Origin of the sequence: Salinimicrobium sp. WS361, assembly GCF_050750585.1 — a bacterium.
Classification (GTDB): Bacteria; Bacteroidota; Bacteroidia; order Flavobacteriales; family Flavobacteriaceae; genus Salinimicrobium.
Genome location: NZ_JBOJLM010000008.1, coordinates 13,314 through 29,362 on the forward strand (window position 1 = coordinate 13,314; position 16,049 = coordinate 29,362).

14 protein-coding genes are annotated in these 16,049 nt (G+C 42.3%); 4 read left to right on the forward strand and 10 right to left on the reverse strand.

Annotated elements, in window-relative coordinates; all coding sequences use genetic code 11:
- Positions 1-21: 21 nt before the first annotated feature.
- A complete protein-coding gene (locus tag ACQ93I_RS09780) occupies positions 22-2,085 on the forward strand; it encodes a protein-disulfide reductase DsbD family protein (RefSeq protein WP_431698349.1) in 2,064 nt (687 codons plus the stop codon).
- A 57-nt stretch (positions 2,086-2,142) separates the two neighbouring features.
- Here the strand turns inward: ACQ93I_RS09780 and ACQ93I_RS09785 are convergent, their stop codons facing one another.
- The 8 genes from ACQ93I_RS09785 to ACQ93I_RS09820 form a co-directional block, all read right to left on the reverse strand.
- Positions 2,143-2,757 (reverse strand): class I SAM-dependent methyltransferase, encoded by a 615-nt coding sequence (locus ACQ93I_RS09785; RefSeq protein WP_431698350.1) that lies wholly within the window; start codon positions 2,755-2,757, stop codon positions 2,143-2,145.
- A 9-nt stretch (positions 2,758-2,766) separates the two neighbouring features.
- The gene (locus ACQ93I_RS09790; protein WP_431698351.1) at positions 2,767-3,384 is read right to left on the reverse strand and encodes a class I SAM-dependent methyltransferase; all 618 of its coding nucleotides are present in this window, start codon (positions 3,382-3,384) and stop codon (positions 2,767-2,769) included.
- The gene (locus ACQ93I_RS09795) at positions 3,356-4,429 is read right to left on the reverse strand and encodes an MBL fold metallo-hydrolase (protein ID WP_431698352.1); all 1,074 of its coding nucleotides are present in this window, start codon (positions 4,427-4,429) and stop codon (positions 3,356-3,358) included. The genes ACQ93I_RS09790 and ACQ93I_RS09795 overlap by 29 nt, the downstream gene beginning before the upstream one ends.
- A gap of 6 nt (positions 4,430-4,435) precedes the next feature.
- Positions 4,436-4,900 (reverse strand): methyltransferase family protein, encoded by a 465-nt coding sequence (locus ACQ93I_RS09800; protein ID WP_431698353.1) that lies wholly within the window; start codon positions 4,898-4,900, stop codon positions 4,436-4,438.
- Positions 4,901-4,974: 74 nt separating this feature from the next.
- Positions 4,975-6,015 (reverse strand): cytochrome d ubiquinol oxidase subunit II, encoded by a 1,041-nt coding sequence (locus ACQ93I_RS09805; protein WP_431698354.1) that lies wholly within the window; start codon positions 6,013-6,015, stop codon positions 4,975-4,977.
- Positions 6,016-6,017: 2 nt separating this feature from the next.
- Positions 6,018-7,319 carry a cytochrome ubiquinol oxidase subunit I gene (locus ACQ93I_RS09810; protein ID WP_431698355.1) on the reverse strand — a complete coding sequence of 434 codons (1,302 nt, stop codon included), beginning with the start codon at positions 7,317-7,319 and terminating at the stop codon, positions 6,018-6,020.
- Between the two features lie 57 nt (positions 7,320-7,376).
- Positions 7,377-8,174, reverse strand: a complete 798-nt coding sequence (locus ACQ93I_RS09815) for a sulfite exporter TauE/SafE family protein (RefSeq protein ID WP_266070541.1) — start codon at positions 8,172-8,174, stop codon at positions 7,377-7,379.
- Positions 8,175-8,237: 63 nt separating this feature from the next.
- On the reverse strand, positions 8,238-8,873 hold the full coding sequence (locus ACQ93I_RS09820) for a Crp/Fnr family transcriptional regulator (protein ID WP_431698356.1): 636 nt from the start codon (positions 8,871-8,873) through the stop codon (positions 8,238-8,240).
- Between the two features lie 331 nt (positions 8,874-9,204).
- Here ACQ93I_RS09820 and ACQ93I_RS09825 point away from each other — a divergent pair, with 331 nt between their 5' ends.
- Positions 9,205-9,993 carry a TlpA family protein disulfide reductase gene (locus tag ACQ93I_RS09825; RefSeq protein WP_431698357.1) on the forward strand — a complete coding sequence of 263 codons (789 nt, stop codon included), beginning with the start codon at positions 9,205-9,207 and terminating at the stop codon, positions 9,991-9,993.
- A 74-nt stretch (positions 9,994-10,067) separates the two neighbouring features.
- On the opposite strand, the gene ACQ93I_RS09830 is transcribed toward ACQ93I_RS09825, so the two are convergent.
- Positions 10,068-11,867, reverse strand: coding sequence for a hypothetical protein (locus ACQ93I_RS09830; RefSeq protein ID WP_431698358.1), 1,800 nt, complete (start codon positions 11,865-11,867; stop codon positions 10,068-10,070).
- Positions 11,868-12,041: 174 nt separating this feature from the next.
- A complete protein-coding gene (gene serA / locus ACQ93I_RS09835) occupies positions 12,042-13,934 on the reverse strand; it encodes a phosphoglycerate dehydrogenase (RefSeq protein WP_431698359.1) in 1,893 nt (630 codons plus the stop codon).
- A 250-nt stretch (positions 13,935-14,184) separates the two neighbouring features.
- Here serA and ACQ93I_RS09840 point away from each other — a divergent pair, with 250 nt between their 5' ends.
- Together ACQ93I_RS09840 and ACQ93I_RS09845 are read left to right on the forward strand one after the other, a co-directional pair.
- Positions 14,185-14,604 (forward strand): hypothetical protein, encoded by a 420-nt coding sequence (locus tag ACQ93I_RS09840; RefSeq protein WP_431698360.1) that lies wholly within the window; start codon positions 14,185-14,187, stop codon positions 14,602-14,604.
- A gap of 141 nt (positions 14,605-14,745) precedes the next feature.
- Entirely contained in the window at positions 14,746-16,035 is a 1,290-nt protein-coding gene (locus ACQ93I_RS09845) for a rhodanese-like domain-containing protein (protein WP_431698361.1), read from the forward strand.
- The last annotated feature ends 14 nt before the right edge of the window (positions 16,036-16,049 follow it).

Here is a 16,049-nt window from a genome sequence, read left to right on the forward strand (position 1 = left end):
TCCTTTAATCAACAAGAATTCATGAAAACAAAATTTTTGAGCCTCCTGCTGGCATTATTCTCATTTCTTCCTCACGTAGCACAGGTGCAGGAAGCACCGGAATTGCAGGTAAAGGCAGATAATAATGATGCTGTACCGGGAGATGAGGTTATCTTAACATTTACTGCCGATATACCTCAGGACTGGTACATGTACTCCAGTGATTTTGATCCCGACCTGGGGCCAATGCTTACAGAATTCAATTTTGATCCTTCCGAAAAATTTGAACTTTTGGGGGAGATCATACCGGTAGATCCCAAGGAAAAATATGAAGAAATTTGGAAAGGAAATGTTACTTATTTTACCGAAAAGGCGGTTTTTAAACATAAGATCAAACTTATTGATGAAAAACCTGTGATCTCCGGAAGTGTTACCTACCAGATCTGTTCAGATATGACCGGGCAATGTATTCCCTATGAAACTGAATTTTCCATCGACCTTTCGGGAGAAAAAGCGGGTGCAGCAGCAAATGCCGCAGACCTTTCTAACTCTTCAGGTCAACCTCCTCTTAAAGAATTGAAGCCCTTTACCAACACCTTCCAGCCTGTGGAAGAAGAAAAAGGATGGATGGGATTGATGACCTTCTTCCTTATCTCGTTTGGTGCAGGACTGGCAGCCTTGCTTACTCCCTGTGTTTTTCCCATGATTCCAATGACCGTTACATTCTTTACCAAATCCAGTGGTAGCCGCTCAAGGGGAATATTGAATGCGGTCATTTATGGTGTTTCTATCATAGCTATTTATACTCTTGTAGGAACGGTGTTCGCATTAATATTTGGAGCTGGTTTTGCTAATTTTTTAAGCACACACTGGCTACCCAATCTTTTGTTCTTCGCGAGTTTTGTATTATTCGCTCTCTCCTTCTTTGGATTATTTGAAATAAGATTGCCGAATAAACTGGTGAACAATATTGACAGCCAGGCCAACAAAGGCGGTTTAGCCGGAATATTTTTTATGGCCTTTACGCTTGTCCTTGTTGGCTTTAGCTGTACAGGTCCTATCGCAGGAACTATTTTACTGGAAGCCGCCAGTGGACAGGCCATTAAACCTTTAATAGGAATGTTAGGCTTTTCTACTGCCTTTGCAATTCCATTCACGCTCTTTGCGATCTTTCCGGGATGGCTTAGTTCCCTGCCTAAAAGCGGCGGCTGGCTTAATACGGTAAAAGTGGTTCTAGGGTTTCTGGAACTCGCGCTCGCACTTAAATTCCTTAGCATGGTAGACCAGGTTTATCACTGGAACCTCCTTGACCGGGAAATTTATTTGGCCCTGTGGATCGTAATTTTCACTTTGCTCGGATTTTACCTTTTAGGAAAGATCATTTTTCCACATGAACAAAAATCTGAAAGCACTTCTATATCACGATTGCTCAGTGCAATTCTGGTGTTTAGCTTTGTGGTCTACCTTATCCCCGGACTCTTTGGTGCACCTTTAAAAGCACTTGCAGGTTACCTGCCGCCAATGAGTACTCATGATTTCCAACTCCTGAATATAGACGTATCTTCAGAACAGGACGCGCTTGCCGCCGAATGTGAACAGCCGAAGTATGACTATTTTCTAGAACTGCCCCATGGCATCAAAGGATATTTTGATTACGAGCAGGCGCTTGCCTGCTCAAAAAAGCAAAATAAACCCATTTTTATAGACTTTACCGGCCACGGTTGTGTGAATTGCCGGGAAATGGAAGCCGCTGTATGGAGTGATCCTGCAGTCTTGAAAAGGTTAAAAGAAGACTACATTGTGGTCGCCATGTATGTAGATGAAAAAACCGAAATCCCCAGGGAAGAATGGTACACTTCTGTTTACGATAATAAAGTAAAAAAGACCATTGGTAAACAGAACATGGATTTCATGATCCAGAAGCTTAATGCAAATGCGCAGCCTTACTACACACTGATTGGAGACAATGAGGAGTTACTCTCTCCTCCAAGAGCATATGATCTTGACGTACAGGAATTCGTAGAGTTTCTGGATGCGGGGAAAGCCAAATATGAAGAAAACTTAAACAATCCGGAACCTGCGTTTTTGGGGCAGGCAGGAAATTAAGATCACTTTCTAAAAATTAAATACCCGCAGTTGAGTGGATTTCACTGCGGGTTATAATTACTTCTTCTGGGCTACAAATCGTGTCACAGCTCCCAAACCGTCATGCCCATTCCCTTCTTTTAAATCTACTTCGGTTTCATACAATTCCAGGAATTTGAGACTTCCAAAATCCTCTTTTATCTCCTCCATAGAAAATAATAAAGCTTCATCTTTTGGACCTCCAACTGCCGGATTTTTGTCCTGATAGATCTTATGTTTCTTGCTAAAGCCTTCAAAGAATATCAAGCCATCCCTTCGCAAATAAGAGATCAATAACTCGTGATATTTTTTTCGAACTTCTACAGGAAAATGAGCATAGACCAAAGTTACGGCATCAAAATCCCCTTTTTCAAACCCCAGGTCTGGCAGTTCTCCCACCCGGTAATCCAATTCGACCTCATGTTTCTTAGCAAGTTTTTCAGCTTTCTTTTTCGCCTCAGCACTTATATCAAAAGCAGTTACTTTCCAGTCACATTTAGCCGCGAAAACGGCATTTCTGCCTTCTCCTTCAGCAGCAAATAATATTTCTCCGGGATCGAATTGAATAAATCGCGAGTGAAAATACTCATTAGGCACCTCTCCATATACGTATTCTTCGCTATTGTATCTATCGTTCCAAAATTCTTTCATCATTTTTCTAATTTATTTTTTCTTCTGAAAACTGCAAAAAGTAAAATTTTGTGTTCCGCCTGAAGGTGTTTGGTGATCTACATTCTTTCCGTTCAACATGCTGAATTCCTTCTCAAAAAATTGACATATGTCGTTCACAGAATATCTCTGTACTGCAAGTCCGCTGCACTTTTCAGGGCCTTTATCCGAAAAAGTTCCCATAATAACGTAACCACCGGGTTTTACTGCCTTTTGTACCCTTTCCAAATAATCATTTTTTTGATCATCATCGTTAAGAAAATGAAACGCTGCCCTATCGTGCCACAAGTCGTAAATCTTTTCCGGTTCAAACTTGGAAGCATCGGCAATGATCCATTTTACTTCATCGGCTTTTTCACACATCCGCTCTTTTGCCCGCTCTATGGCTTTTGAAGAGATATCTACTACTGTCACATCTGTATATCCTAAAGAAACAAGAAATTCGGCAAGGAAGCTATCTCCTCCCCCAATATCTATTATTGCTGCGTCTTTAGAAATTCCGCAGCTCCTTATAAGCTCAAGAGATATTTGTGGCATAGGTTCATACCAACTCACCTCGGTTGGTGCTTTTTCTGAATATACCTTATCCCAATGTTGCTGACTCTCGTTCATATTTTTCATCTTTATTTTCAAATAGCCACCAGGCTTCCTGTTGGTAAACTGAAGTAAAATCTACAGGTTCTCCATTTCGTGGAGAAATGAAGTTGAGGTTTGTCTTTTTTGCCGCTGTTACAAACCTTTGTATCGGCTCATTCCATGGATGGTAAGAAAGCACGAATTTTCCCCAATGCACCGGAACCACTGTTTTTGCCTGCAGGTCTAGTGCTGCCTGTACCGTTTGCTCCGGAAACATATGTATCTGTGGCCAATATTCGCCGTACTGTCCACATTCCAGCAACGCCAGATCAAAGGGGCCATGTCTTTCTCCTATTTTCTTAAAACTCCTGTCATATCCCGAATCCCCGCCAATAAATATTTTAAAACCAAAGATCTCAAGCACAAAAGAAGACCATAAGGTTTGGGCCCGCTTAATACCGCGGCCTGAAAAATGCCTGGATGGTGTGGCACTAACCCGAACATCAGTCTGCATCTCCTTTGACTCCCACCAATCAAGCTCCTCAATTTTACCATTTTTGACACCCCAGTTTTCCAGGTGTTCTCCTACGCCCAAAGAGGTAACGACCGTCTCGATCTTTGGCTCCATTTTTTTTATACTCGGGTAATCTAAATGATCATAATGGTCATGAGTAATAATGAGCAGGTCTATTTTCGGCATATCTTCAGCATTAAAAGCATCTGCGCCCTCAAAAGCTTTTCCGAAGAAGCGAAAAGGGGAAGCATTACCGCTAAAAACCGGATCTACCAGCACAGTATAACCATTAATTTGTAGCAGGTAAGAAGAATGCCCAAACCACACGAGCTGTGGCTTTTCGGGATCGAGATTTTTAAGGTCGGTTTTTAAATGTGGTAACTCTCCTGCAGGTTTTACAGAAGAAGGTCGCAAAATCATCTTTTTGAGGATGGTGAACATTGAAGCATCACCGGGACTTACCGAAGTTACCTCAACATTCTTAAAACTGCCTTCCCGATAGTGCCGGGAGTTTTTTATCCGCTGCAGGCGATGCCCCGTCGGAGTTTTTCCAAATCTCTTCATCATAGCTAATCAAATTCTTCCTTTAAATTTAGGAAAAAATCTCCCGGTATTCCTCCTGTACATGGCATATTCAGGAAAGACCTTCAAAAGCAGCTTTTCTTCATACCTGCTTTTTAAATAGAAAAAAATATAAAACAGTAAACTTATTACCAACTTATAGCCTGAGCCAAACCACACCGAAAGCCCTAAAGCCATAAAAATCACACCTGAATAAATGGGATGGCGCGCAAATGCAAAGACGCCACTGGTAACTAGTTTTGCAGATTTACGGGGGCTGGGAAAAGGAGATAGACTGGTATTCATCTGAAAAAATGCGATCAACACCAGTACGAAACCCACCACGGCGCCACCTAAGCCCAGGCCTTGAAGGTTTTCTGATAACTCAAAATTCCATGCTTCTACAGGTATGATCCATACGAGCAACAGCAAAATTTGAACTGCGACTAGAATTTTATCTTTTTGTGGGACAGCCATACTTCTGAATAAAATTTTAATTCGGTTTGCTCATCTTCCTGAAGGTAACAAGAGAAAAATTAAATTCCTGTTATCTATTGTCCTACTTCATCTTCTCCTGTTCTAAAAATCTTGATCATCCCGAAAGACTTCATTAAATGGAAAAGTCCGGGGAGAATCACTCCTCCTCCAATCAACAACATCACTCCGAGATTTTGGATCACGCTGTGAGGGGGCAGTCCCTCCAGTAAACTTAATTCTTTTTCCTCAGTAATAATGATGTAAGGAAAATGCGCATAAAGGGCAGCGAATAACACCAAAACCACCTGCAGGCCTGCAAGATACCTGCTGGCAATTCTATTCTGCCTTTTAATGGCTCTCCATAATGGTATCAATAAGAGAGCCGATAAACCAACGGCACCCAAAGAAACAGGATTATGAATGAAATCCTGGATAAACAGCACCTCCTGCACATAGCCGTAAATGATCAAAATAAAGCCCAGTAAAACCAGGGCAATAGTAAAATAAGCCGATTTGCGGCTGAAGATTTTCCTCACCTCTCCTTCAGTTTCTCCAATCAACAAAGTGGAGGCAAGAAAAGCACAGAGGGCAGCATAAAAGAGCCCAACAAGCAAGGTGAAGACATTGAACCAGGGTAACATGTAAAGATCATAAAAGCTGTAACTGGAGAAATCTTTGACAAGAATGATCTTTCCGCCTATTAAAGCTCCAAAAGACATTCCCAGAAAAATTGGCGTAATAAGGCTGGAAATTCTAAACATCCAGTTGTACCACACCTGCGATTCGTCTACAATGGCATCGTAATGCCGGAATATAAACGCCACCCCTCTCATGGTAATACCCAGCAGCACCAGCACAAAAGGCACGTGCAAATAGATCACGATCACATTAAAATAAGCGGGAAATGCAACCCACAAGATCACTAATAATATAATGAGCCAGATGTGATTGGCTTCCCAAACGGGTCCCATGACCCTGTAAATGGTATCACGGGTAGTTCTTTTATTTCGTGGGGAAGAAAATAATTCTACTATCCCTGCGCCAAAATCTGCACCACCAAGCAACACGTAAAGCAACAGGGAAAACAACAGGAAGAAAAGGACAACGTACAGCATAATTAATCTTTTACAGAATTAAGTACTTTGATCTGTCTTCTCATTAACCAGGTAACGGTGAGGGCAAGAACAAGGTATACTACCACATACATGTAAAAACTGAATTCCATTCCCGGCATTGGGGTCACAGCTTCACTGGTTTTCATAAAGCCGTAGATAACCCAGGGTTGCCGGCCCACTTCGGTCACCACCCAGCCTGCTTCTACCGCTATAAAACCTAAAGGTGCCAGGAAAACAAAGAGGAGCCAGTACCATTTCCGCTTTAAAAGCGATTTGTACTTCAGGCTAATAAAATAGAGCAATCCGGCTATCATAAGCAGGGTTCCAATTCCCACCATGATCTGGAAAGCATAATGCACCACGGCCACCGGCGGGAGCTCGTCTGCCGGAAAATCCTTTAGCCCCACCACCTCGGCATCAAAATCGCCAAAAGCCAAAAACGAAAGCGCCCCCGGAATTGCTATTTTATGAGAGACTGTTTGCTGTTCTTCATCTACAATCCCTCCAATATAAAGTGGCACATTGGTATCAGTTTCGTAATGAGCTTCCATGGCAGCTAATTTCACCGGCTGCCGTTCTGCAATATCTTTTGCTGAAAGATCTCCGCTCAAAGGCTGAAGAAAAGCAGCTACTGCGCCAAATACAATTGCAATCTTAAAAGCTTTTTTGTGAAGTTGCGGCCTTTTGTTGCGGTAAACCTGAAAAGCGTGTACTCCTGCCACCGCAAAACTGGTTGCTACAAAAGCCGCTAAGGTCATATGCAGGGCCTGGGTGAACCACGCCGGATTCAGTAACGCCTGCACCGGATCAATATTGATATATTCGCCATTCACATAATCAAATCCTGTTGGCGCATTCATCCAGCCATTGGCCGAAACCACCAAAATTCCTGATGCAACCCCCGATATCCCGATAATGATGCCCGTAAACCAATGGAATTTTTCAGGTAGTTTGTTCCACCCGTAGAGATAGAAACCTAGGGCAATGGCTTCTACAAAAAAAGCTGCGCCTTCAAGCGAGAAAGGCATTCCAATAATAGGCCCGGCATGTTTCATAAATTCCGGCCACAGCATACCAAGTTCAAAAGAAAGCGCCGTTCCTGAAACTGCTCCCGTAACAAAGAAAATAGCCACGCCTTTCTGCCAGGCTTTGGTCAACTCTAAATATAACGGATTCCGGGTGTTGAGCCATTTCTTATGGGAGACGACCATAAAGAAAGGCATAACCATTCCAATACAGGCAAAGATGATGTGAAACCCAAGGGTGAAGGCCATCTGCAAACGTGCAAAATCAAGATTTTCCATTAACCGTGAATTTATATTGAACAAAAGTTCCCGGAAAATGTCATTTTCGGGGATCCTTTAAAAAATTTCTTTCCAAAAAATATACAGCCCCATCACCAGCACAAACCAGCCAAATCCTTTCTTCAGCTTTTTTCCATCAATAAACTTATTGAGCCAAATCCCTACATAGATCCCTGCAATAGAAATCACAGTAAAAACAAGAAGAAAGCCCCAGTTGATTTCGAGATTTTGAATATCTCCAATAAACCCTATCAAAGATTTTACGGCAATGATCACCAGCGACGTGGCAACAGCCCTCTTCATAGGCAGTTTGGCCATAAGCACCAATGCAGGAATGATCAAAAATCCGCCACCGGCACCCACAATTCCTGTAAGCACTCCCACAATCGCTCCTTCCAGGGTGATGAACAAATAGTTATACTTCACCTGTTTTGGTTTGGCATCTTTTTCTGAAGGCTCCAAAATCATAGAAACCGAAGCTATCATCATAATAAGCGCAAAGAACAACATGATCCCAATATTCTTGGTAACTGTAAGGTCTCCAATGGTAATGATCGTTTGGGGTATGGCAGGTATGAGAAATTTTCTTGTAAGGTAAACAGCTATAAAAGCGGGAATGGAAAAAACTACAGCAGTTTTAAGATCTACTCTTTTCTTTTGAAAGTTCCTGATAGATCCAAACAAAGAAGTTGCGCCCACAACAAACAGAGAGTATGCCGTTGCCGTCACAGGATTTATAGAAAGCAGGTACACCAGTACAGGTACAGTTAAAATTGAACCGCCACCGCCAATAAGGCCCAGCACCACTCCAATAATTAAAGCTCCAAAATACCCGAGAATTTCTGTTATACCCATTATGAAAATTTTCAGCCCAAAATTAGCTTTTCATAGCTGCAGAGTCTGTAACAAAGGTCACACTTAAAGATCATGAACCATAATGCTGTTGCGTTGCAGCCCAATTTTACCATCCAGTTCAAGTTTTTTAAGAAGTCGTGAAACTACCACCCTCGAGGTGTGAAGGTCATAAGCAATCTCCTGGTGCGTCACCTGTATCTGTTCGGTTTTATTGATCTTAGCCTTGTCCTGCAAGTATTTCATAAGGCGCTCATCCATATGGAGAAACGCAATGGTATCAATGGTATCAAGCATCTCGGTTAACCGGCTGTGGTAACTTTCAAAGACAAAGTTCCGCCAGCTCTTAAACCGGAAGGTCCATTCCTCCATTTTTTCTATGGGAATCATCACCAGGCTCGTGTCCTTTTCGGCAACGGCCCGTATTTCACTTTTTGTCTGCCCCAGGCAGCACGAGAGGGTCATGGCACAAGTATCGCCACGTTCCAGGAAGTACAGTAAAAGTTCATCGCCATCTTTGTCTTCCCGCAAAATCTTAATTGCGCCTTCAAGCAATAACGGCATCTGCTTTACGTAATCTCCAATATCAATAATGATCCCGCCCGATTTTACTTCTTTAAGGCTCCCAAACTTCAGCATTTCCTGCAGCAGTTCTTCCTCAAATATAAAATGGTAGGCGTCTCTAAGTTCTTCTTCGAGCATAGCTGTGCGTTTGCTTTGGTAAATTTAGGGTATTTCACACATTTTTGCCCTACAAATCCCTTAGTTTCCGGAGGATGTTTTGTTTACAAAATTCTATCTAAGTATCGCCCCAATTACTTCGGAAGGAATTCAGAAATAAGTAAAATAAATATTTCAGATTTTTGGGAGGTACAAACCACCTAATTGCACGGCAACTGATCGTTATTTCTGAACCGTAGCTCTCCTGTTTTTCGGCTTTTTCCGAAGTTAAGATCCCATAAAAACTGCAAACATCAGTTCTTTACCCTGTTTGAAGATTCCTTATCTTTAAGCCGAACTAAAAAGGTAAATTTTGAAAGGTTTTTCTTCTGTATCCCGACTTCTGTTTATCATGATCTCCTTCCTGCTGCTCTCCTGCCAGGAAAAGGAAAAAGTCACCGAAATGGATCTTCTGTTCTCTTCCCTGCATGCCGATCAGGCTAAATGGTGGCGATATCACAAAACCAATATAGATTTGTCTTCAGACTTTTTGCCGCTGGGAGAAGATGGCGACAGCATCTCAAAAAAGGCATTTTTTGAAGCCCTTTTGACAGGGGAGTTTATCGCCATAGAAAAGAAATCGAATGCAGCGCGAGATCAATATCAGCTGTTTAAGCTCACAAAAGAATCTGATGGAGATATAAGCTACACCATCTCGGCCGACAGTTACCGCGAGTACAAACATTTTATGATGGAAGGCCAGCAATTTCCCGATTTTAACCTCACCGATCTCGATGGGAAATCTTATTCAAAAGAAGCGCTTCAGGGCAAAACCCTGGCGATAAAAACCTGGTTTCTTAACTGCAAACCCTGTATAGAAGAAATGCCGCAACTCAACCAACTGGTCGAAGAATACCGAGAAAATGAAGATGTGATCTTTCTGAGCCTCTCCCTTGACACCAAAGCTGAACTACAAAAATTCCTTGCTGAAAGGGAATTCAAATACGCTGTTGTTCCTCAACAAAAAGCTTTTATTGAAGATACTTTGGGTTTTTCAATCTATCCCACTCACATTGTAGTGGAACCTTCAGGAAAGATTAGGAAAGTGGTGAACACTGCTCCCGAAATGATCGCGGCCCTCAAATCAATGAGTAAGGAATAAGGGCTAATCGTTTGTGATTAGAACCAGGGACAAAAAAAAAACCTCCAAAATGTCATTTTTGGAGGGTAATATATTTACCTGCTTTCCAGGCCGGCTTTGATTTCGAGCACTGCTGCTTCCCATCTGTTTAAGCCCTGTTCAAAAGCTTCTTTCTTTTTAATAAGCTCCTGCTCAGCAAGTGTTCTATAATGGGAAACCCCTTCTAGCAAATTATTGCAGAAACCCGTCCAGCCCTTAATATCTCTGGGCACCGGATTAAAAGTGTTCTTGATTTCCTCTTTTAGATACTCCACGTAAAGCTGAAGTTCTTTTACAAACATATGTGGCCGTTGCGGATCTACAGGCAGCTCCTGCCTACCATAAATGTGATCGCTCATCTCCTGCAAGCTTGCTAGTTTACTGTAATTTACAATATTTGGCCCGGGGCAAATAGTAACGGCATCCAGCTTTTCTACAATAGGAACCTTATAATTAATTCCGGCAGAACTACTAAGGCCAATGCAAAGACATTCTTTGCTCAGCAAATCGTCTACCTGCAACTGATATTCTTCTTCAGGCAAACCTGCATTTTCCAGCTGTTCCAGCTTTAGCTTCTGGTACTTTCTCGAAGCCGTACATATGGGTTCTTTGGTAAATTCGGTATTTGAAACCAGGTACTTTTCGGTACAGGGACTTCCGGGTTTCCCGCGGTCAATTCTTTGCTGCCTCTCTACATTGGCACTGGTATTCTTCAGGTAATTGAAGCGCACTCCCAGCGGTGAGGCTTTGCTAAGCACCACATCATTCTCCTTACTTTTCCGCAGCAGTTCGAGCGTACCTGCATCTACAGTTGTAGCTTCAGGGCACAGCAAAAAGGGAGTTCCCCAGCCAGTGCCGTTAACCCCGTAATATCCGTAAAGCAATTGTTGCTCGGCTGCAGTTCCAATCCCGCCCTGTACCGTAATATTTACAGGGTGTGGCTGGTCAAAACCTGCTTCTCCCCTGGCCTGTATTGCCGGATTGTAAAGGCTGAAAAGTGCCTGTTCCAGTTCTTCTTTTTTACTTCGGAATTCTTCCAGAATTGGTCCCAGTAAATATCCCTGGGTGGCAAAAGCATGTCCGCCACAATTCAATCCCGATTCAATCCTGAATTCACTTACCCAAATGCCTTTTTTGGCAAGGTACTTTCCCTGGATAAGTGCCGAACGGTAATCGCTCACCTTGATGATCACTTTCTTTTTGAACCTGCCCCAGGCCGAAGCATCAAATTCCCTGAAGTTTTCCAGGTAATTGAACAATCTCGGATTCATCCCTGCAGAAAATATCACTGCTGAATTTTCGAGTTCACTTTCGGCATAAGCTTTTAGTGCTCCCAAAGCGTCAGAACCATCGGGAAGGATCTCTCCGTTTTTTCCGGTGTTGTTCTTATCCACTTTGGTCATGATGTTCACTTCAATCCCACCGGGACTAATATGCTTCCGAAGAAAACTTTCCAGCTCTGCTTTGGCTTCGCCATGAGACTGTAAAAACTGCTCGTATTTTTCTTTGAGGCCACTTTCTTCGGGCAGCATCTCAAAATACTTCACAATTTCTGATCCCTTGTCAAAAGCTGAAGATTTGAGTTTTTCAAATTTAGATTGAACATTTCGGTTGACCAGGTTAAGATAGTCGGTGATGCGTCGCACGCGGTAGTTTTCCTCGTGCTTTTCAATGGGAACATAAATCTCATTGTTTTCCTGGTAGTAATGCTTTCTCATCATCTCGATGAGATTGTCTTCAATGATAGACAACGCAGAGGTAATACCATAGTGCGCCACCTTTATAGGCGTGTCTATGGTAAAGGCCAAGCCCATTACCGGAATATGGAACCGGTGAGGCGTTAAATTATATGTCATTAATTAAGGGTTTTAGAGGCAAAACCCCAAAGATGCAGAATCCATCACAGCCAAAACATGATTGTAATCATGTTTCACTTGTTAGTCCTTAATCAGCAGACAAGTTGAATATAGTGTATTGAATATGTACTATTGACTATTATTAATTATCAATAGTTTATCGATTATTGAGAATTAATAAAGCACTCTGAACCTGATGGTTCCATCAATTCCCCGCATCTCATCAACCACTTCCTTATTGTAGGCTTTATTGATATCGGTGATCACGTATCCTATAGATTCGTTGGTTTTAAGGTACTGCCCTACAATATTACAGTCGTGCTGCGACAAGACGTTGTTGATATGTGCAATAATGCCAGGCCTGTTGTGGTGAATATGAATTAAACGATGGGCATTTTCAAGTATAGGCAACTGCAAATTAGGGAAATTAACGCTGTTGGTGGTACTTCCCGTATTGATGTACTCAATGATCTTATTGGGAACAAAATTCCCGATATTCACCTGGGCTTCTTCGGTACTTCCACCAATATGAGGCGTTAAAATGACATTTTTGACACCCCGTAATTCCGATTCAAATTGCTCTGTATTGGTCTTGGGTTCCTTCGGAAAAACATCTACTCCGGCGCCACTTATTTTGCCGCTTTCCAGGTGTTTTTTCAAAGCTTCCAAATCAACTACATGCCCCCTGCTAAGATTGAGAAACACTGATCCTTCTTTCATAAGCTCAAGTTCTTTTTCTCCAATAAGGTTATGGTTTTCTTTGCGGCCATCAACGTGCAGGGTAACAACATCAGCTATTTGAAGTAATTCTTCAAGGCTGCTGCACTTGGTAGCATTTCCCAAAGCCAGTTTCTCCATTAAATCGTAATAATAGACATCAAAACCTATAGCTTCGGCAACTACCGATAGCTGTGCGCCTATATTTCCGTAGCCAACAATCCCCAGCTTTTTTCCGCGGACTTCCCTGCTGCCGTTAGCCGATTTGTTCCAGTTACCGGCATGCATCTCCGCCAGCCTGTCGGGCAGGCCTCTCATAAGAAAGATGATCTCACCTATGGCAAGCTCAACGACAGATCGCGTATTGCTAAATGGTGCATTGAAAACTGCAATCCCTTTTTTGAGGCAGGCTTCAAGATCTATCTGGTTGGTACCAATACAAAACGCACCTACAGAAATAAGCCTGTTGGCATTTTTCAGCACCTTTTCGGTCACATGGGTTTTTGATCGTATCCCTAACACCGACACATCTTTGATCTTTTCGGCGAGTTCCTCTTCATCTAGTGCACCTGCAATTGTAGTTACGTTGTAGCCTTCATTTTTCATGATCTTTACAGCGTCCTCGTGTACATTTTCGAGCAGCAGCACTTTAATTCGATTTTTAGGATAAGAGATAGCTTTATTCATTTTGTGCAGGTATAGAAATTCGTCAAGACTTGGTGTAATATGATCGGCTTTTTCCAAAACATTGCCGCGTTCAACATTTTCAGTAAAAGCATAAAATTTATTGGCAAGACCGGCGGCTTTGATCTCGTAATCTGTATAGCCATCCCCAATTACGTAAACATCGCCCTGCAGGTCTAACCGCTTGAGCATTTCTACCTTTCCGTTATTGGATGAGAGGACATTATCGGTATCAAAATTGGTAAGCTTTCCTTCAGAATCAGGGCGAAAAGTATTGGCGAAAACATTCTCTTCCCTTACGCCAAACTCTTTCACTATAGGCACAATAAACTCTTTAAAACCATTTGAAATGATATAAATATTCTCGTGGTTTTCTTCAAAGAACTCCCTGTTTCTAATAAAACTCGTAGAAACCTTGCTTTTTAAGCGGTCAACAAGCTTTGGCAAATGTTGTTCTTCGGCATTGAGCAGGGCCAGCCGCTGTTCCAGGGATTCCCTAAAGGAGAGATCACCGGCCATCCCGCTGTTGGTAAGATCTACAAGCCGTTGAAGCCGCTCCTCTTTTTCCTGGTGGTTCTCCAGCGAAATTTCGCCTAATATATCAAGAGCTTCCACCTGGGTGAACGTACTGTCAAAATCAATTACAAAATGCCTGTTATTCTTCATGCCGAAATTAATTCAAATCTCCCCAAAACTAAGCTTTTTCAGGCACACACGGAAGATTTAGCGCTAAAGTTGAAGACATTTATCACTTCCTAAATTGCAGCTCAAAAAATTAAATTTTTATAGATGAATTCGGGTTTTAACTGAATTTTTTCAAAAAACATTCCTGGTTTAGCTCCTAAGATTTGTAACAACCTGTTACAGGCTGCTACTAATTTCTATAGCTAAACCCATTCCTAACCCGAAAGATCAAATGAAAAGCTTCAAATTCCTGCCATTACTTACAGTTTTAATTTTATTCACCTCCTGTGTAGAAAAGATCACAAGAGTAGTCCACCAGGATACCATTCCTCCCGAATATACTGTGGAGCAGGAAACTTTGAAAAGCAGGATCTCTGCAGTTATTCCTGCTGAAAATATTTCTATTGGCTCCTCAAAAACCGAAAAGACAGGAGATACAGAATACCATGCTCTTACAGTTGAAATTCAGCCAGAAGCTTTACCGGTAAACGTTGTTTCTTTCTTCAAAATGACAGGCGAAATCAAAAATGCTGTAGAAAGCGGCATTGGCAATATGGAAGATTATCAAAAACTGGAGATCGTGGTTCGCAAAACCACTAATGAAAATGGCGTGGAAAAAACTCAATCTTATAAAAAAGAGATTGACCTGTAGCAGAATTCCCTTTCTTCAGTAAGTTTTAGGAATTTCTTAAGCTACAGCCTGCCTCAAAAAAATGGGAAATTAGTTATCTTCGGAAAAACCAAAAATCAGAGCTTCTTCGGAAGTTCTTTTTTTGCACATAAAATCCGAAAAATGACAAACTTCAGGGAAGTAACCACTCAGGAACTTATTGATAGACAAAATAAAGGAGCATTAGTTATTGACGTGCGCCCGGTTGACGCCTATAACGGCTGGAAATTAAAAAATGAACCTCGTGGCGGACATATAAAAGGTGCAAAATCGCTTCCGGCGAAATGGACAGGCTACATGGACTGGATTGAGATTGTGCGGCATAAGGAAATTCATCCTTCCCGGGAAATTATCATTTACGGATACAATCGCGATGAAGCCCAAAAGGTAGCCGAAAGCTTTGAAAAAGCAGGGTATTCAAAAATGGCACTTTTCAACCACTTTCTGGACGAATGGACTACCGACGATAATTTACCCATGAGCTATCTACCAAAATACAGGCAGCTGGTATCGGCACAATGGGTGAATAAACTTATATCTGGAGAAAAACCTGCAGAATATGACAACGATAAATATGTGGTGGTACATGCGCATTATCGCAATAGGGACGCCTATTTAACCGGCCACATCCCCGGAGCAATAGACATGGACACCAACGCCCTGGAATCTCCTGAAACCTGGAACCGCCGCAGCCCCGAAGAACTAAATAAAGCCCTGGAAGAACACGGCATCACAGCCGATACTACCGTAATTCTCTACGGGAAATTCATGTTCCCCGATAACGATGATGAGTTTCCCGGAAGTGCTGCCGGAGATATTGGCGCTATAAGAAATGCCTTCATCATGATGTACGCCGGTGTAAAAGACGTAAGAATACTCAATGGCGGCTTTCAATCCTGGGAAGACGCAGGTTTTGAAGTGAGTAAAGAAGATGTGAAAAAGGAACCTGTAGAAGATTTTGGAGTTAAAATTCCGGCTCACCCCGAATTGGCCGTAGACGTGCCCGAAGCCAAAGACATTATTGCTTCGACCGATGCCGAGCTGGTTTGCGTGCGCAGCTATCCCGAATATATTGGTGAGGTAAGTGGCTACAATTACATTGAAGCCAAAGGGCGTATCCCCGGAGCCATTTTTGCCGACTGTGGTAGTGACGCTTACCACATGGAAAACTACCGGAATGTTGACCACACTACCCGGGAATTCCACGAGATCATAGAAAACTGGGAACAAAATGGAATTACCCCCGATAAACATCTCGCATTCTACTGCGGTACAGGGTGGCGCGGCAGTGAAGCCTGGTTTAATGCCTGGCTTTTGGGATGGCCAAATGTTTCAGTTTATGATGGTGGTTGGTTTGAGTGGAGCAATGATCCATCCAACCCATACGAAACAGGTGTACCCGAAAAGGTGTAGTAAATTTCAGCATA